At 55.2% G+C, this 16755-nt stretch carries 15 protein-coding genes and 1 pseudogene; 15 read left to right on the forward strand and 1 reads right to left on the reverse strand.

The window, feature by feature from the left end:
* Positions 1 to 60: 60 nt before the first annotated feature.
* The 12 genes from atpE (at position 61) to NTD81_RS18575 (ending at position 11418) form a co-directional block, all read left to right on the forward strand.
* On the forward strand, positions 61 to 318 hold the full coding sequence (atpE, locus tag NTD81_RS18520; RefSeq protein ID WP_003097235.1) for a F0F1 ATP synthase subunit C: 258 nt from the start codon (positions 61 to 63) through the stop codon (positions 316 to 318).
* A gap of 55 nt (positions 319 to 373) precedes the next feature.
* On the forward strand, positions 374 to 844 hold the full coding sequence (locus tag NTD81_RS18525; RefSeq protein ID WP_262184207.1) for a F0F1 ATP synthase subunit B: 471 nt from the start codon (positions 374 to 376) through the stop codon (positions 842 to 844).
* Between the two features lie 14 nt (positions 845 to 858).
* On the forward strand, positions 859 to 1395 hold the full coding sequence (locus NTD81_RS18530; protein WP_262184208.1) for a F0F1 ATP synthase subunit delta: 537 nt from the start codon (positions 859 to 861) through the stop codon (positions 1393 to 1395).
* A gap of 21 nt (positions 1396 to 1416) precedes the next feature.
* A complete protein-coding gene (atpA, locus tag NTD81_RS18535) occupies positions 1417 to 2961 on the forward strand; it encodes a F0F1 ATP synthase subunit alpha (protein ID WP_262184209.1) in 1545 nt (514 codons plus the stop codon).
* Between the two features lie 50 nt (positions 2962 to 3011).
* Entirely contained in the window at positions 3012 to 3872 is an 861-nt protein-coding gene (gene atpG / locus NTD81_RS18540) for a F0F1 ATP synthase subunit gamma (RefSeq protein WP_262184210.1), read from the forward strand.
* A 30-nt stretch (positions 3873 to 3902) separates the two neighbouring features.
* Positions 3903 to 5279, forward strand: coding sequence for a F0F1 ATP synthase subunit beta (gene atpD, locus NTD81_RS18545; RefSeq protein WP_262184211.1), 1377 nt, complete (start codon positions 3903 to 3905; stop codon positions 5277 to 5279).
* A gap of 83 nt (positions 5280 to 5362) precedes the next feature.
* A complete protein-coding gene (locus NTD81_RS18550) occupies positions 5363 to 5788 on the forward strand; it encodes a F0F1 ATP synthase subunit epsilon (protein WP_262184212.1) in 426 nt (141 codons plus the stop codon).
* Between the two features lie 222 nt (positions 5789 to 6010).
* On the forward strand, positions 6011 to 7378 hold the full coding sequence (glmU, locus tag NTD81_RS18555; protein WP_262184213.1) for a bifunctional UDP-N-acetylglucosamine diphosphorylase/glucosamine-1-phosphate N-acetyltransferase GlmU: 1368 nt from the start codon (positions 6011 to 6013) through the stop codon (positions 7376 to 7378).
* A 58-nt stretch (positions 7379 to 7436) separates the two neighbouring features.
* On the forward strand, positions 7437 to 8048 hold the full coding sequence (locus tag NTD81_RS18560) for a LysE family transporter (RefSeq protein ID WP_262184214.1): 612 nt from the start codon (positions 7437 to 7439) through the stop codon (positions 8046 to 8048).
* Between the two features lie 131 nt (positions 8049 to 8179).
* Entirely contained in the window at positions 8180 to 8947 is a 768-nt protein-coding gene (locus tag NTD81_RS18565) for a DeoR/GlpR family DNA-binding transcription regulator (RefSeq protein ID WP_262184215.1), read from the forward strand.
* A gap of 10 nt (positions 8948 to 8957) precedes the next feature.
* Positions 8958 to 10793, forward strand: a complete 1836-nt coding sequence (glmS, locus tag NTD81_RS18570; RefSeq protein WP_262184216.1) for a glutamine--fructose-6-phosphate transaminase (isomerizing) — start codon at positions 8958 to 8960, stop codon at positions 10791 to 10793.
* 259 nt (positions 10794 to 11052) lie between these two features.
* Entirely contained in the window at positions 11053 to 11418 is a 366-nt protein-coding gene (locus NTD81_RS18575; RefSeq protein WP_262184217.1) for a hypothetical protein, read from the forward strand.
* 199 nt (positions 11419 to 11617) lie between these two features.
* On the opposite strand, the gene NTD81_RS18580 is transcribed toward NTD81_RS18575, so the two are convergent.
* Positions 11618 to 12940 carry an OprD family porin gene (locus NTD81_RS18580; protein WP_262184218.1) on the reverse strand — a complete coding sequence of 441 codons (1323 nt, stop codon included), beginning with the start codon at positions 12938 to 12940 and terminating at the stop codon, positions 11618 to 11620.
* A 269-nt stretch (positions 12941 to 13209) separates the two neighbouring features.
* Here NTD81_RS18580 and NTD81_RS18585 point away from each other — a divergent pair.
* From NTD81_RS18585 to NTD81_RS18595, 3 genes and pseudogenes are all read left to right on the forward strand, one after another.
* Positions 13210 to 14251: pseudogene (locus tag NTD81_RS18585) on the forward strand (IS3 family transposase).
* A 283-nt stretch (positions 14252 to 14534) separates the two neighbouring features.
* Positions 14535 to 15356: an ABC transporter permease gene (locus NTD81_RS18590; RefSeq protein WP_262184219.1), complete on the forward strand. Its 822-nt coding sequence runs from the start codon at positions 14535 to 14537 to the stop codon at positions 15354 to 15356.
* The gene (locus NTD81_RS18595; protein ID WP_262184220.1) at positions 15346 to 16749 is read left to right on the forward strand and encodes an ABC transporter ATP-binding protein; all 1404 of its coding nucleotides are present in this window, start codon (positions 15346 to 15348) and stop codon (positions 16747 to 16749) included. Before NTD81_RS18590 ends, NTD81_RS18595 begins: the two co-directional genes overlap by 11 nt.
* Positions 16750 to 16755: the final 6 nt, after the last annotated feature.

Genomic DNA, 16755 nt, shown 5'->3' on the forward strand with positions numbered 1-16755 from the left:
TTGACTGTTTTACCCTTTGAAAAACCTTAACCAATACGACGTAAAAAGTCGGGAGGAAAGATGGAAACTGTAGTTGGTCTGACCGCGATCGCTGTTGCACTGTTGATTGGCCTGGGTGCCCTGGGTACTGCCATTGGTTTCGGCCTGCTGGGCGGTAAGTTCCTGGAAGGCGCTGCGCGTCAGCCGGAAATGGTTCCAATGCTGCAAGTTAAAATGTTCATCGTTGCTGGTCTGCTCGACGCCGTAACCATGATCGGTGTTGGTATCGCACTGTTCTTCACCTTCGCGAACCCCTTCGTTGGTCAGATCGCAGGCTAATCACTCGGTTTCGAGTGTATTGGTGTGATGGACAACGAACGAGCGAGGTGTTGGCGTGAACATTAATGCAACCCTGATTGGCCAGTCCGTTGCCTTCTTCCTTTTCGTGCTGTTCTGCATGAAGTTCGTATGGCCTCCGGTCATTGCGGCTCTGCAAGAGCGTCAAAAGAAGATCGCAGACGGCCTGGACGCTGCTAGCCGTGCAGCTCGTGACCTGGAGTTGGCCCAAGAGAAAGTGGGTCAACAACTGCGCGAAGCTAAAGGGCAAGCGGCCGAGATCATCGAGCAAGCGAAAAAACGCGGTACCCAGATCGTCGACGAAGCCCGTGAACAGGCTCGTAGCGAAGCTGACCGCGTTAAAGCGCAAGCTCTGGCCGAGATCGAACAGGAACTCAATGGCGTCAAAGACGCGCTGCGCGCCCAAGTGGGTAGCCTGGCCGTAAGCGGTGCCGAGAAGATTCTGGGCGCTTCTATCGACCAAAACGCGCATGCGGAGCTGGTTAACAAACTAGCCGCCGAAATTTAAGCGAGGGCGCGATCATGGCAGAACTGACCACGCTGGCCCGACCTTACGCTAAGGCTGCTTTCGAGTATGCCCAGGCTCACCAGCAGCTGGCCGAATGGTCAGCCATGCTCGGCCTGGCTGCGCAGGTGTCGCAAGACGACACCGTGCAGAGCATGCTCAAAGCTCCGCGTTTGACGAGAACAGACAAGGCCACCACCTTCGTTGAGGTGTGTGGTGACAAGTTCGACGCCCAGGTACGCAATTTCATTCACGTCGTCGCTGAAAACGATCGTCTGGCCCTGTTGCCACAGATCGTTGAGCTGTTCGAGCTGTACAAAGCCGAACAAGAGAAGTCGATCGACGTGGATGTCACCAGTGCCTTCGCATTGAGCGATGAACAGCAAGACAAACTCGCCAAGGTTCTCAGTGCACGGCTCAGCCGAGAAGTGCGTCTGCACGCTGTGGAGGATGCCAGCCTGATTGGTGGTGTCGTAATCCGCGCCGGCGACCTGGTAATCGATGGCTCAGTTCGCGGCAAAATCGCGAAACTAGCCGAAGCATTGAAATCTTGAGTTTGAAGGGGCAGCAGAGCTATGCAGCAACTCAATCCTTCCGAAATTAGTGAAATCATCAAGGGGCGCATCGAGAAACTCGACGTCGCCTCCCAAGCCCGTAACGAAGGCACTATCGTGTCCGTCTCCGACGGTATCGTGCGCATTCACGGTCTCGCCGATGTGATGTACGGCGAAATGATCGAGTTCCCGGGCAGTGTCTACGGTATGGCGCTGAACCTGGAGCAAGACTCCGTCGGTGCCGTAGTTCTGGGTGCGTACACCACCCTGGCCGAAGGCATGAGCGCCAAGTGCACCGGTCGCATCCTGGAAGTCCCGGTTGGTCCGGAACTGCTGGGCCGCGTCGTTGACGCACTGGGTAACCCAATTGACGGCAAAGGCCCGATCAACAACGTCGCTACCGACGCTGTGGAAAAGGTTGCGCCGGGCGTGATCTGGCGTAAGTCGGTCGACCAACCAGTACAGACTGGTTACAAGTCGGTTGACGCCATGATCCCGGTTGGCCGTGGCCAGCGTGAGCTGATCATCGGTGACCGTCAGATCGGTAAAACCGCTCTGGCCATCGACGCCATCATCAACCAAAAGAACAGCGGCATTAAGTGCGTTTACGTAGCGATCGGTCAGAAGCAATCGACCATCGCTAACGTGGTGCGCAAGCTGGAAGAAAATGGCGCGTTGGCTAACACCATCGTGGTCGCGGCTTCCGCTTCCGAATCCGCTGCACTGCAGTTCATTGCACCGTACGCCGGTTGCACCATGGGCGAATACTTCCGCGACCGCGGTGAAGACGCGCTGATCGTTTATGACGATCTGTCCAAGCAAGCAGTGGCTTACCGCCAGATTTCCCTGCTGCTGCGCCGTCCACCAGGCCGTGAAGCTTACCCAGGCGACGTGTTCTATCTCCACAGCCGTCTGCTGGAGCGTGCTTCGCGCGTTTCCGAAGAGTACGTCGAGAAGTTCACCAATGGCGCTGTGACTGGCAAAACCGGTTCCTTGACCGCTCTGCCAATCATCGAAACCCAGGCTGGCGACGTTTCCGCGTTCGTTCCGACCAACGTGATCTCGATCACCGACGGTCAGATCTTCCTGGAATCGGCGATGTTCAACTCGGGTATCCGTCCTGCGGTCAACGCCGGTATTTCGGTATCCCGCGTGGGTGGTGCTGCACAAACCAAGATCGTTAAGAAGCTCTCCGGTGGTATCCGTACCGCTCTGGCTCAGTACCGTGAACTGGCGGCATTCGCCCAGTTCGCTTCTGACCTGGACGAAGCCACCCGTAAGCAACTTGAGCACGGTCAGCGCGTTACCGAGCTGATGAAGCAGAAGCAATATGCGCCAATGTCGATCGCTGACATGTCGCTGTCGCTGTATGCCGCCGAGCGTGGTTTCCTGCAGGACATCGAAGTAGCCAAAATTGGCGCCTTCGAACAGGCCCTGATCGCTTACTTCAACCGGGATCACGCCGCTCTGCTGGCGAAGATCAACGAGAAGGGTGACTTTAACGACGAAATCGACGCTGGCCTCAAAGCCGGTATCGAGAAGTTCAAAGCCACCCAAACCTGGTAAGCCGCAGTGGGGGCCGCGAGGCCCCCGCTTGCTAACCCGATAGGTGTCAAATGGCAGGCGCAAAAGAGATTCGCAGCAAGATTGCGAGCATCAAAAGCACGCAGAAGATCACCAGCGCCATGGAGAAGGTGGCGGTCAGCAAAATGCGCAAAGCACAACAGCGCATGGCAGCTAGCCGTCCCTACGCGGAGCGTATCCGCCAGGTTATTGGTCATCTGGCCAACGCCAACCCGGAGTACCGCCACCCTTTCATGATCGAGCGCGAAGTTAAGCGTGTGGGTTATGTTGTGGTGAGCTCGGACCGTGGTCTGTGTGGTGGTCTGAACACCAACCTGTTCAAGGCTTTGGTCAAGGACATGGCGAGCAATCGCGAGCAAGGCGTAGAGATTGATCTCTGCGTAGTTGGCAGCAAAGGCGCGGCGTTTTTCCGCAACTTTGGTGGCAACATCGTTGCTGCGATCAGCCACCTGGGCGAAGAACCATCGATCAATGATCTGATTGGTAGCGTCAAGGTTATGCTCGATGCCTACCTCGAAGGTCGCATCGATCGTCTGTCCGTGGTCTCGAACAAGTTCGTCAATACCATGACGCAAAAGCCGACAGTGGAGCAGTTAATTCCGCTGGAAGCCGATCCGGATCAGGATCTTAAGCATCATTGGGATTACCTGTACGAACCTGACGCCAAAGAGCTGCTGGACGGCTTGATGGTGCGTTATGTGGAGTCGCAGGTTTACCAAGCGGTGGTTGAGAACAACGCCGCTGAACAAGCGGCCCGGATGATCGCGATGAAGAACGCCACCGACAACGCTGGCGATCTGATCAAAGACTTGCAGTTGGTTTACAACAAAGCACGTCAGGCAGCGATTACCCAGGAAATTTCGGAAATCGTCGGCGGCGCTGCCGCGGTTTAAGCACGGTTCAAATATTCAGAGGAACCAAAGATGAGTAGCGGACGTATCGTTCAAATCATCGGCGCCGTTATCGACGTGGAATTCCCGCGTGATCAAGTGCCGAGTGTTTATGAAGCGCTGAAAGTAGTCGGCGCCGAAACTACCCTGGAAGTTCAGCAGCAGCTGGGCGACGGCGTGGTTCGTACCATTGCGATGGGTTCGACCGAAGGCCTGAAACGTGGCCTGGACGTCGGCAGCACTGGCGCAGGTATCCAAGTACCGGTTGGGGTGAAAACCCTGGGCCGGATCATGGACGTGCTGGGCAACCCAATCGACGAAGCTGGCCCGATTGGCGAAGAAGAGCGTTGGGGCATTCACCGTGCCGCACCGACCTACGCTGAGCAAGCTGGCTCCAACGAACTGCTGGAAACTGGCATCAAGGTTATCGACCTGGTTTGCCCGTTTGCCAAGGGCGGTAAAGTCGGTCTGTTCGGTGGTGCCGGTGTAGGCAAAACCGTAAACATGATGGAACTGATCCGTAACATCGCCATCGAGCACAGCGGTTATTCCGTGTTCGCCGGTGTGGGTGAGCGTACTCGTGAGGGTAACGACTTCTACCACGAGATGAAGGACTCCAACGTTCTCGACAAAGTAGCTCTGGTCTACGGTCAGATGAACGAGCCACCAGGTAACCGTCTGCGCGTAGCGCTGACCGGTCTGACCATGGCTGAGAAATTCCGTGATGAAGGCCGTGATGTTCTGTTCTTCGTGGACAACATCTACCGTTACACCCTGGCCGGTACTGAAGTATCCGCACTGCTGGGCCGTATGCCTTCCGCGGTGGGTTACCAGCCAACTCTGGCCGAAGAAATGGGCGTTCTGCAAGAGCGTATTACTTCGACCAAAACTGGCTCGATCACCTCGATCCAAGCGGTATACGTACCAGCGGACGACCTGACTGACCCAAGCCCGGCGACCACCTTCGCCCACTTGGACGCCACCGTCGTACTGAGCCGTGACATCGCTTCCCTGGGTATCTACCCAGCGGTAGATCCACTGGACTCGACTTCGCGTCAGCTCGACCCGATGGTTATCGGTCAAGAGCACTACGACACCGCTCGTGGCGTGCAGTACGTTCTGCAGCGTTACAAAGAGCTGAAAGACATCATTGCGATTCTGGGTATGGACGAATTGTCCGAAGCAGACAAGCAACTGGTATCCCGTGCTCGTAAGATCCAGCGCTTCCTGTCCCAGCCGTTCTTCGTGGCCGAAGTCTTCACCGGCTCGCCAGGTAAGTACGTTTCCCTGAAGGACACCATTGCCGGCTTCAGCGGCATTCTGAAAGGTGACTACGATCACCTGCCAGAGCAGGCGTTCTACATGGTTGGCAGCATCGAAGAAGCTGTCGAAAAAGCGAAGAAACTGTAATCACCCGTGCACCCGGCAACGGGTGCTTACGGTCCGCCTGCCCAGCTACGGCTGGGTGAGCAGACCGATACGTGAGGTTAGACATGGCTATGACAGTCCATTGCGACATCGTCAGCGCAGAAGGCGAGATCTTCTCCGGTCTGGTCGAGATGGTGATTGCCCACGGTAACCTGGGTGACCTGGGGATTTCCCCTGGCCACGCGCCGTTGATCACCGACCTCAAACCGGGGCCGATTCGTCTGATCAAGCAGGGTGGCGAAGCCGAGGTGTTCTACATCTCCGGTGGCTTCCTCGAAGTTCAGCCGAGTATGGTGAAAGTTCTCGCCGATACCGTGCAGCGTGCTGCCGATATCGATGAAGCTGCTGCTCAGGAAGCCCTCAAGGCTGCTGAGAAAGCCCTGAATGAGAAAGGCTCGGAATTCGACTACGGTTCCGCTGCCGCTCACCTGGCTGAGGTTGCAGCTCAGCTGCGGACCATCCAGCAGCTGCGCAAGAAGTTCGGCGGTTAATCCCCCGGCTTCATCGCAAACGATTAAAAGGGTAGCCTTGGCTACCCTTTTTCTTTGTCTGCAATTCGTAAATTTGCCCTACGCGTTGTCTAGGTTATGTACGAAAAGTCTCCGAGTGCTCAATAAGCATTCCGCAGTTTTTTAAGCCAGCATCCTCAAGTGCAGGTACTTTTCGTCCACCACATAAGCTGTGCGCCGTTTACTCAACAGGATCGTTAACCCATGTCGCTCGATATCGTCATTCTCGCCGCCGGCCAAGGCACTCGTATGCGTTCGGCCTTGCCCAAAGTTCTGCATCCGGTGGCTGGCAAGCCCATGTTGGGCCATGTGATCGATACCGCGCGGCAACTTAAACCTCAAGGTATCCATGTCGTCATCGGCCATGGTGCAGAGAAAGTCCGTGAGCAGTTGGCCGCTGACGACCTGAACTTTGTCCTGCAAGCTGAGCAACTGGGCACTGGTCATGCTGTGGCTCAGGCCTTGCCGGCGTTGAGCGCTGAGCGCGTGCTGATTCTCTACGGCGACGTGCCGTTGATTGAGGCCGCGACCCTTGAGCGCTTGCTGGAACAGGTCAATGACCAGCAACTGGGCCTGCTCACCGTTAACCTGCAAGACCCAACCGGCTATGGCCGTATCGTCCGCGACGCCCAGGGCACGGTGCAGGCCATCGTCGAGCATAAGGACGCCAGCGAGGCGCAGCGCCTTATTCGCGAAGGCAACACCGGTATTCTTGCGGTGCCGGGCAAGCGTCTGGCGGACTGGTTGGGGCGTTTGTCCAACAGCAACGCCCAGGGCGAGTACTACCTGACTGACGTGATCGCCATGGCGGTGGCCGACGGTTTGGTGGTGGCCACCGAGCAGGCTCAGGATGAACTGGAAGTGCTTGGCGCCAACGACCGCATCCAACTCAGCCAGCTGGAGCGGCATTATCAATACCGCGCGGCGCGGCGCCTGATGGTGCAGGGCGTGACCCTGCTCGACCCGGCGCGCTTTGACCTGCGCGGTGAAGTGAGCGTGGGCCGTGATGTGACCATCGACGTGAATGTGATCCTCGAAGGCCAGGTGCTGATTGAGGACGGCGTGCAAATCGGCGCTAACTGCGTGATCAAAGACTCGATGTTGCGTGCCGGCGCTATCGTTAAGGCCAACAGCCACCTGGAAGGTGCTGAAGTGGGTGAGGGTGCTGATTGTGGGCCGTTTGCCCGTCTGCGCCCTGGTTCAGTGTTGGGCGCCAAGGCCCATGTGGGTAACTTCGTGGAGTTGAAGAATGCTGTGCTCGGGGCTGGCGCCAAAGCCGGTCACCTGAGCTATCTGGGCGATGCCGAGATCGGTGCGCGCACGAACATCGGCGCCGGTACCATCACCTGCAATTACGATGGCGCCAATAAATTCCGCACGGTAATGGGCGAGGACGTGTTTATTGGCTCCAACAGCGCACTGGTGGCTCCGGTTACCCTAGGCGATGGCGCCACCACGGGTGCTGGTTCGGTGGTCACCAGCGACGTGCCGGCTAACACCTTGGCCGTGGGCCGTGCCAAGCAACGCAATATCGACGGCTGGAAGCGTCCGCTGAAGATTAAGCGCGACTAAGCTGCCCTTAGCTATCCACCTGTGGATAACAGACCTTAACAGCAGTAGGAGCCAGAGCATGTTCGGAGTCACTGATTACGGCGCCTTTGTGGTGGCCTTTATCGTGTTGCTGATGATTCCTGGGCCGGGCAACCTGGCGCTGATCTTATCCACAGGCAAGGGCGGCATTCGCGGCGGTATCGCTTCCACCTTCGGCATCATCTTCGGTGATCAGGTATTGATGTGGCTGGCGGTGGCGGGTGTAGCGGCCTTGCTAAAAGCCAATCCGGCGGCGTTTCACTTGGTGCAGTGGGTCGGTGCGGCGTATTTGGTGTATCTGGGCTTGAGGATGTTCTTCGCCAAGCCGGGGCAGGGCCCGAGTATCAATATCGAGGCGCGCCGTTACTTGTGGCAGACCCTGTTGATCACCCTGTTTAATCCCAAGGCGATCATCTTCTACATGGCCTTTTTTCCGCTGTTTATTGATCCGCAAACCCATCAGGGCATGCTCACCTTCGGCTTTATGGCCCTGACCATCATCGTGCTGACCTTTATCTACGGCCTGATCGTGGTGCTGCTGACTTACTTCCTCGCCGAACGCCTGCGCGCTAACCCCAAGGTGGCGCGTTGGATGGAGCGCTTGGCCGGAGTCTGTCTGATTGGTTTCGGTGTGAAACTTACCCTGCAATAGCTTTGCCTGTGGATAAAGCAGTAAGCCGCCTATTGATGGTGGTTTTACTGACCAATCGTCGTTTTTCCTGTTGACGTCGCGCAACGATTCGGCTTTCATTCGAAATATTAACTTTCGGATCGAAACTTAAGATGTCGAAGCGCAACACTCCACAACGTCGCCACACCATTCTCGCCTTGCTGGCAGAGCAGGGCGAGGTGAGTGTGGATGAACTGTCCAAAGCCTTTGCTACTTCCGAAGTGACCATCCGCAAAGATTTGGCGGCACTGGAGAAGAACGGCCTGCTGCTGCGCCGTTATGGCGGCGCGGTACCGATGCCGCAGGAGCTGATCAACGACAGCCAACCGGTCTCGCAAGCCAAGCAAGCCATTGCCCGCGCCGGCGTTGCGCTGATCCGCGAACATGCGCGGATCATCATCGACAGCGGCACCACCACGGCGGCGATGATTCCGCAGCTAGGGCACAAGCCGGGTCTGGTGGTGATGACCAATTCGCTGAACGTGGCCCGCGCCATCAGCGAGTTGGAGCACGAGCCGGTGTTGCTGATGACTGGCGGCACCTGGGACCCGCACTCGGAGTCGTTCCAGGGCCAAGTCGCCGAACAGGTGCTGCGCTCCTACGACTTCGACCAGCTATTTATCGGCGCCGATGGCATCGACCTCATGCGCGGTACCACCACCTTCAACGAACTGCTCGGCCTAAGCCGGGTGATGGCCGAAGTGGCCCGCGAAGTGGTGGTGATGGTCGAGAGCGACAAGATCGGCCGCAAGATTCCTAACCTGGAGCTGCCCTGGAGCAGTATCCATACCCTGATTACCGACGAGCGCTTAAGCAGCACGGCTCGTGAACAATTGAGCGCGCGTGGAATCAAGCTGATCTGCGCGGCGCTGGACGCTTAAGGAGAAGACTATGTGTGGCATTGTTGGCGCAGTGGCTGAACGTAACATCACCCCGATTTTGCTCGAAGGCCTTAAACGCCTTGAATACCGCGGTTATGACAGCGCCGGTGTAGCGCTGTTGACCGATGCGGGCAGCCTAGAGCGCCGTCGCCGTGTGGGTAAAGTCAGTGAGCTGGATAAAGCCCTGACGGAGCAGCCGTTGGCTGGCCGCCTCGGTATCGCCCACACCCGCTGGGCCACCCACGGCGCGCCCACGGAGGTCAACGCCCACCCACACTTCTCCGGCACTGAGCTGGCGGTGGTGCACAACGGCATTATCGAAAACCACGAAGAGCTGCGCGGCGAGCTCAAAGCCTTGGGCTATGTGTTCAGTTCGGCCACCGATACCGAGGTGATCGTCCATCTGCTCCATCATCAGCTGAAAACCACCGCAGATCTGACGGAGGCACTCAAAGCCGTGGTCAAGCAGCTGCACGGTGCATACGGCTTAGCAGTCATCAGCGCGAAGCAGCCGGACCGCCTGCTCGCGGCGCGCAGTGGCAGCCCACTGGTGATCGGCTTGGGGCTGGGGGAGAACTTCCTCGCTTCCGACCAGTTGGCCCTGCGTCAGGTTACTGATCGCTTTATGTACCTGGAAGAAGGCGATATTGCAGAGATCCGCCGCGATCAAGTGCAGATCTGGGCGAAAGATGGTCAAGCTGTGGTGCGCGAAACCGTGCAATACCACGACAGCGCCGAAGCCGCAGAAAAAGGCGAGTATCGCCACTACATGCTCAAGGAAATCCACGAGCAACCGAGCGTGGTGCAACGTACCCTGGAAGGCCGCCTGAGCAGTGATCAGGTGTTGGTACAGGCCTTCGGCCCGCAAGCCGCCGAGCTGTTTGCGCGGGTGCGCAATGTGCAGATCGTCGCCTGTGGCACCAGCTACCACGCCGGTATGGTCGCCCGTTACTGGCTTGAAGAGCTGGCCGGGATTCCCTGCCAAGTCGAGGTGGCCAGTGAGTTCCGCTATCGCAAGGTAGTGGTGCAGGCCGACACGCTGTTTGTGACTATCTCCCAGTCCGGCGAAACCGCCGACACCCTGGCCGCCCTGCGTAACGCTAAGGAGCTGGGTTATTTGGCTACCTTGGCGATCTGCAACGTCGGCATCAGCTCGCTGGTGCGCGAATCCGACCTGACCCTCTTGACCCAAGCCGGCCGCGAAATCGGCGTGGCTTCGACCAAAGCCTTCACCACGCAACTGGTTGGCCTGCTGCTGCTGACCCTGTCTTTGGGTCAAGTGCGTGGCAGCTTGAGCAAGCAAGTGGAAGCCGAGCTGGTGGATGAACTGCGTCGCCTGCCAATCCGCCTGGGTGAAGCCCTGGCCATGGACGCCGTGGTGGAGAAAATCTCCGAGCTGTTCAGCGACAAGAACCACAGCCTGTTCTTAGGCCGTGGCGCGCAGTATCCGGTGGCGATGGAAGGGGCGCTGAAGCTCAAAGAGATCTCCTATATCCACGCCGAGGCTTACCCGGCCGGCGAACTGAAACACGGCCCGCTGGCCCTTGTGGATAACGATATGCCGGTGGTTACCGTGGCCCCCAACAACGACCTGTTGGAGAAGCTCAAATCCAACCTGCAGGAAGTCCGCGCCCGGGGTGGCCAACTGATCGTCTTCGCCGACGAACAGGCGGCCATGAGCAACGGTGAGGGCACCCACGTGGTGAACATGCCGCATATCCACGACGTGCTGGCGCCGATCCTCTACACCATCCCGCTGCAACTGCTGTCGTACTACGTCGCCGTGCTCAAAGGCACCGATGTAGATCAGCCACGCAACTTGGCTAAGAGTGTGACGGTGGAGTAAGGCGTCTGTGAGCTAAGGTGTGGGATACACCTTAAGGCTCATGTGGATAACTTCAGCGTTATTACCCAGAGCACTGCCGGCGCTACTCTGCGTCGGCAGACTGTTTGAGCGGCTAATGGCGTCATGTTTAGCTGTTAGATCGTGCAAAGCACGTCACCACAGCGTTGCTATCAGCAGCAATAGATAGATTTACTCTTTATCCACAGCGTTATGTTCGGCAACACGGGAGTAACGCCTCTATCAACTAAGGTCTGCCCCCATGGTTAAGCCCGGCACGCTTATCAGTGAGCGTTTGCATAATCGCCGCTTCGTCCTGAGCAGTAATGCCCATGGCTTATCCACAGCCGATACGGTGTTTCATTATCGAGTCGACGGTGAGGCTATTTCTGGCACTTACCAAGGCGGCAGTATTGCTTTGGGCCAGCTAATAGGGCGGGTCACCGGGCCAGATAGCATTGAGTTGCTCTACCACTGCGTAACCACCGACGGGCAGCTGCTGGCCGGCTGGTCGCGGGGCACCCTAGGCGTTGATGAAACCGGGCACAGTACTCTGAGTTTTGTCTGGGGCTGGCTCGCTGGAGCAAGCGGTGGCGGTGAGTCCCATTATGTTGAGCTCAGTGCATAAGTTTTGCTGGACGAAATCGGGTTCAGTAAGTCTTTTAGCTTTCTAGTTAATTCACAGCACCGGCCTGTGGATAACCCTGCATAAAAAAGCGCCCGGAGTGGGCGCTGAAAATTCACCTTTGCTAAGGAGTATGGGCGCTGCAAAGGTGAATGCCGTGGGCTCGGTAAAGCCAGCGCTGGCAGGGCTTAGCTGCAGTTATTCACAGCAGGCTCAGCGGGTATTCGACGATTAGGCGAAATTCGTCCAGATCCGATTCATATTGGGTGGCTCGGGTATTGGCTTGGCGGATACGCAAGGACATGTCCTTGAACGAGCCGTTCTGCACCACATACTTCACCTCGATGTCGCGCTCCCAGCGCTTTTGATCCGTCAGCGGGTTGCCTTCGTCGTCGCGGCGCATATACACCGAGTTGGCGTTGGAATAGTCGGCATCGGTGCCTTTGCCGTAGCGCGTCATAAAGCTCAAGCCGGGGATGCCATAGCTGCGCATATCGAGGTCGTAGCGCAGCATCCATGAGCGTTCTTTCGGCGAGTTGAAGTCGGTGTACTGAATCGAGTTATCGAGAAAGATCGAGTCGGATTGGCGCAGGTAGTCGAAGTCGTTATCGCCGTTGTTGCGTTGATGGGACAGCGCCAGGGTATGGGCGCCCACACGTACGCCGAGCTTGGCGCTCCAGATATTGTTATTCAGCTCACCAAGGCGTTGCTTACCTTCGTCCTGGACGTTGTAGTAGTTAAATCCGCCGATCAGGTCAACATCTTGGCTGATCGGGTGGGTCACTGAGGTGCCGAAGTAATATTGATCCCAGGCATCCTTAAGCCGCGAGCTGTAAGCACTGACGCTAACTTGCTCGTTGATAGCGTAGTCACCGCCAAAGTAACCGAGCCAGGGTGAGTCCACCGGGCCGGCATAGAAGGTGACGAAGTTTTCGCGCATACCGCTTTGCGTCGGCTGACTCATGGCGTGCAAGCGCCCGCCTTGCAGATTCAGGCCCAGCACGCTGGTATTGGCCAGGGTCACGCCGCGGAAGGATTCGGGCAGCAGGCGGGAATCACCGTAATGCACCACTGGGGTGGTGGGGAATACGTCGCCGATCTTCAGTTCACTGTCGAACGCCCGGACCTTAAGCGCGCCGCCGACCTTGGTGTATTCGTCGCGGGCTTCGCCGTCGCTGTTAACCGGCAATATATCGAAGGTACTGCGCCCGCCATTGCGGCCATCGCCGGTGTCCAGCTTGAGGCCAATCATGGCGAAGGAATCTACGCCTAGGCCCACCGTGCCTTGGGTATAACCGGAGTTGAAGTTCGCCATGATGGCGTGCGCCAAGGTCTCGGCATAGCCAGCGCCGCCTGGGGCCGAGGCGCCATTACGGTAATCGCGGTTGTAATAAAAGCTGCGGTTGAGGAGGTTGAGGCTGCTGCCTTCGATAAAGCCTTCAGCCTGTTCCTCAGCGCCAGCCGGCAGGGTGAGTCCCCACAGGGTGCAGCACAGACTCAGCGAAAGTTTTGTTGTTGTGCGCATAGTCGCTCCGGTTGCTCCGCTCGTTCTTGTTGGGTGGCTGGCCGCAAGCGGTTGGGCGAATGACGGCCGGCGTTATCCTCACGGGCTGAAGCTAACGGCGCGATTACGGGCTAATTACAAATCTGCAAGGTTGGGCTATTCGCGGGCGGTCTATGCAGTGGGGCTAGGGCTAACTTATCCACAGCGCATTAGTTGGAGTGGGAATCACCTCTGAAATCCGTAGTTCTCAGAAGCAGAATTTCCTCCTGATTAGATCAAGGAAATTTTGCGTGAAAACTTTGGATTCTTCAGACAGCCAAAACATCGTCATCCTCAAGCAGCCGAGGCAGGAAGATCCGTTTCTGAGCTGTATCGTGAGCATGGCATTAGCTCTGCGGCATGGATGCGTCTCTGATGGCTCCGATATGCGGCGAACTGGAGAACGAAAACCACCGTTTAAAAAAGGTGTATTTCGAGGAGCGCCTTAAGGCCGAGAACATCCAAGAGGCTATGGTCAAAAGTGGTGAAGCCATCTCGGCGACGAGAGATGGTGCAGCAGGTGGTTCAAGGGTGGGCGAGTATCAAGCTGGCGTGTCAGGTTTTCACGCTCAGCATCACCTGTTATCGCTATCAGCCACGGCTGTCCACCGAGAATGCCGATCACCTAATTCGGCTCACGCACAATCAGCGCAACTGGGGGGGGGCCTGTGCTTTCTGTACCTGCACAACGTGAAAGGCTATCGATGGAATCACAAGCGGGTATACCGGATCTATCGGGAACTGGATCTGAACCTGCGGATCAAGCCGCGTAAACGCATTGTGCGGGAGAAGGTCGAGCCACTAGGCCGTGCCGAAGGCAATTAATCACTGCTGGTCGATGGACGTTATGCACGATCAACTGGCGGACGGCCGTAGCTTCCGTTTATTTAATGTGATCGATGACTTCAACCGTGAAGCCCTAGCGATGGATAGCGGCCTGTCACTACCAGCAGAGCAGGTGGTGCGTGCGCTGGACCAAGTGATCGAATGGCGCGGTAAACCCCAGGTTATTCGCAGCGACAACGGCCCGGAGCACATCAGTAGCAAACTCGCGAACAGGGCACGTAAGCAAGATATTCGACTCCAGCCCGGCAATCCCCAGCAGAACGCTACAACCGCACGGTGCGTTACGACCGGCTAGGGCATTACTTGTTCGAGTCCGTTTCAGAGGTGCAAGAGCACGCCACACACTGGATTTGGACATACAATCACGAACGGCCGAATATGGCCCTAGGAGTCATCACCCCAATCAAAAGTCAGCACTCGTGGAGTGACCTCTACTTCTGCGACTGAGGAAGACATAAAAAATGTGGACTATCGTCCAACAACCGAAATCAAGGACGCTAATGGAATTCTAGTTTTGAGTGGTGTAGAAATTGGGGGATTACCGTGGGGGGTGGCCGTTGCTCGGATTTGAAACTGACAAATAGCAGGCTTTGCATTATTATCGGATGCTCTGCATGGCGTGAGTAATCACTAGTGTCAAGACAGTTAAGTGTTAATTAAATTGGCACGCAGATATTTATGATTACGCTACGTAATTTTTAATTTGAGCTTAACGGGCAAATAAATATAAATGGAAATTAACAGTATATCTTTGCTAAAGCTCGGATCTTCTGTAAGAGCACACAGAAATTTATTATTCAACTTGGCCCGACGTGAAACTTTGGGTAAGTACAAAGAGTCCTTATTCGGTTCATTGTGGTCGATTTTAAGTCCTCTTCTGATGCTGGTAATATTCACCTTTGTCTTCACAAATATTTTTAAATCTAGATGGGGAGTAGCTATAGACACAGGCCCTATTTCTTATTCCGTGATATTGTTTGCCGGTCTGATCATTTTCAATTTGTTCAGCGAGTGCTTTGGTAAGGCACCTACTATTATCATAAGTAATCAGAATTTTGTTAAAAAGATCGTATTCCCGTTGGAAATACTGCCAATTGTATCACTGCTTTCTGCACTTTTTCAGGCTTGCATTAGTTTCGCAATTCTCCTCGTGTATATCTTTATTGAGGCCGGAAGCGTCTCCTGGACTGCGCTTCTGCTGCCTGTAGGTCTATTGCCATATATTATTTTCCTACTCGGGTTTATGTACTGGTTATCGGCGACCGGGGTATTCGTAAGAGATATTGGACAAACGATTGGTATCTTCACCACCGGGATGATGTTTATTTCACCAATTTTCTTCCCAGCATCATCTTTTCCAGAAAACTGGCAGTTTTTAGCTTATTACAACCCCCTTACTTATCCTATCGAGCAGACTAGAGATTTATTGGTATTTGGCAATGGCATCGATTGGCCTGTATGGATATTGTATTTGGGATACTCCACAGTATTTTGTGCGCTGGGCTATGCCTGGTTTCAAAAATTGAGAACGGGGTTCGCAGATGTCCTCTGATATTGCAATCAAGGTATCTAACGTCAGTAAGGTATTTGAAACCTACGAAAAACCGCAAAAAAGATTGCAGCAATTTATCTTACGTACATTATCCAAGGCTGTGATTATTCGGCCACTGAAAGCGTACTTCTTGAAAAAAGCGAACCAGTGCTCCAAGAAATTTAAAGCCCTTGACGAAATTTCATTTGAAGTCAAGAAAGGTCAAACAGTCGGCATTATCGGCCGGAACGGCTCAGGCAAGAGCACGTTGCTGCAAATTATTTGCGGAACCTTGAATCCTACACACGGTGAAGCCTATATCAATGGACGAGTCGCGGCTCTACTGGAGTTAGGCTCTGGTTTCAACCCAGATTACACTGGCCGTGAAAATGTCTATCTTAATGGACAGCTTTACGGACTTACACTGAAGCAGATCGACGAGCGCTTTGAAAAAATTGTCGGCTTCGCAGACATTGGCGATTTCATTGAGCAACCAACGAAGACCTACTCGAGCGGGATGATGGTTCGATTGGCATTTGCCGTGATTGCGCACGTAGATGCCGATGTCTTGGTAGTCGATGAGGCGCTGGCTGTAGGGGACGCGTTTTTCACCCAGAAATGCATGCGGTTCCTAAGAGAGTTCATGAAGACCGGCACTATCCTTTTCGTGAGTCACGATACTGGCTCCGTTAGAAACCTCTGCTCATATGCAATATGGCTTGAAAAAGGCAGCGTAATCCAGGAAGGACTTCCAAAGGTCGTCAGCGAGTTTTACTTGGAAGCGTTCTATGAGGCACAGCAGGGAAAAGGTACGACCACCAAGATGAAACCCAAGCTACGGATCGAGCGCAAGGTCGCGACGAAAGATCAGCGCCTGGATTTCATCAATACAACCCAGCATAGAAACGATCTACAGATTTTTGAATTCAATCATGACTCCAGTTCATTCGGCTTGGGCACCGCTCAAATTGTAGACGTATCATTTACTGCTGCCGACGGTGAAAAGCTGATATGGCTAGTGGGCGGCGAGTTGGTGACCGTTTCTGTATTGGCAGTATCTCACCAAGTGCTGAAATCTCCGATTGTTGGATTTTACATCAAAGATCGTCTCGGTCAGACATTATTCGGAGATAACTCCTATCTGTCTTATATAGATCAGCCCGTCGAAGTCGATGAAGAATGCGCGGTTAGATGCGACTTTACTTTCTATATGCCTATTTTGCCTAAAGGCGACTACTCCATCTGCGTTGCACTGGCAGAAGGAACCCAAGAAGAACATGTGCAGATGCACTGGATACATGACGCACTCTTCTTTAAGTCGGAGTCAACCAGTGCGAGTACTGGATTAATTGGCATTCCAATGCAGGAGATTAATATGGCATTGGCTAATATCCCTGAATTTGATAATAATTGAGAAGAG

This window comes from Pseudomonas sp. 5P_3.1_Bac2 (assembly GCF_025465995.1).
In the GTDB taxonomy this organism is placed as follows: Bacteria; Pseudomonadota; Gammaproteobacteria; order Pseudomonadales; family Pseudomonadaceae; genus Aquipseudomonas.

Bases quoted from the DNA above. Each gene is read 5' to 3' on its own strand.
- atpE (WP_003097235.1), top strand. From the start codon at position 61: ATGGAAACTGTAGTTGGTCTGACCGCGATCGCTGTTGCACTGTTGATT.
- NTD81_RS18530 (WP_262184208.1), top strand. From the start codon at position 859: ATGGCAGAACTGACCACGCTGGCCCGACCTTACGCTAAGGCTGCTTTC.
- atpA (WP_262184209.1), top strand. From the start codon at position 1,417: ATGCAGCAACTCAATCCTTCCGAAATTAGTGAAATCATCAAGGGGCGC.
- atpG (WP_262184210.1), top strand. From the start codon at position 3,012: ATGGCAGGCGCAAAAGAGATTCGCAGCAAGATTGCGAGCATCAAAAGC.
- atpD (WP_262184211.1), top strand. From the start codon at position 3,903: ATGAGTAGCGGACGTATCGTTCAAATCATCGGCGCCGTTATCGACGTG.
- NTD81_RS18550 (WP_262184212.1), top strand. From the start codon at position 5,363: ATGGCTATGACAGTCCATTGCGACATCGTCAGCGCAGAAGGCGAGATC.
- glmU (WP_262184213.1), top strand. From the start codon at position 6,011: ATGTCGCTCGATATCGTCATTCTCGCCGCCGGCCAAGGCACTCGTATG.
- NTD81_RS18560 (WP_262184214.1), top strand. From the start codon at position 7,437: ATGTTCGGAGTCACTGATTACGGCGCCTTTGTGGTGGCCTTTATCGTG.
- NTD81_RS18565 (WP_262184215.1), top strand. From the start codon at position 8,180: ATGTCGAAGCGCAACACTCCACAACGTCGCCACACCATTCTCGCCTTG.
- glmS (WP_262184216.1), top strand. From the start codon at position 8,958: ATGTGTGGCATTGTTGGCGCAGTGGCTGAACGTAACATCACCCCGATT.
- NTD81_RS18575 (WP_262184217.1), top strand. From the start codon at position 11,053: ATGGTTAAGCCCGGCACGCTTATCAGTGAGCGTTTGCATAATCGCCGC.
- NTD81_RS18580 (WP_262184218.1), bottom strand. From the start codon at position 12,940: ATGCGCACAACAACAAAACTTTCGCTGAGTCTGTGCTGCACCCTGTGG.
- NTD81_RS18590 (WP_262184219.1), top strand. From the start codon at position 14,535: ATGGAAATTAACAGTATATCTTTGCTAAAGCTCGGATCTTCTGTAAGA.
- NTD81_RS18595 (WP_262184220.1), top strand. From the start codon at position 15,346: ATGTCCTCTGATATTGCAATCAAGGTATCTAACGTCAGTAAGGTATTT.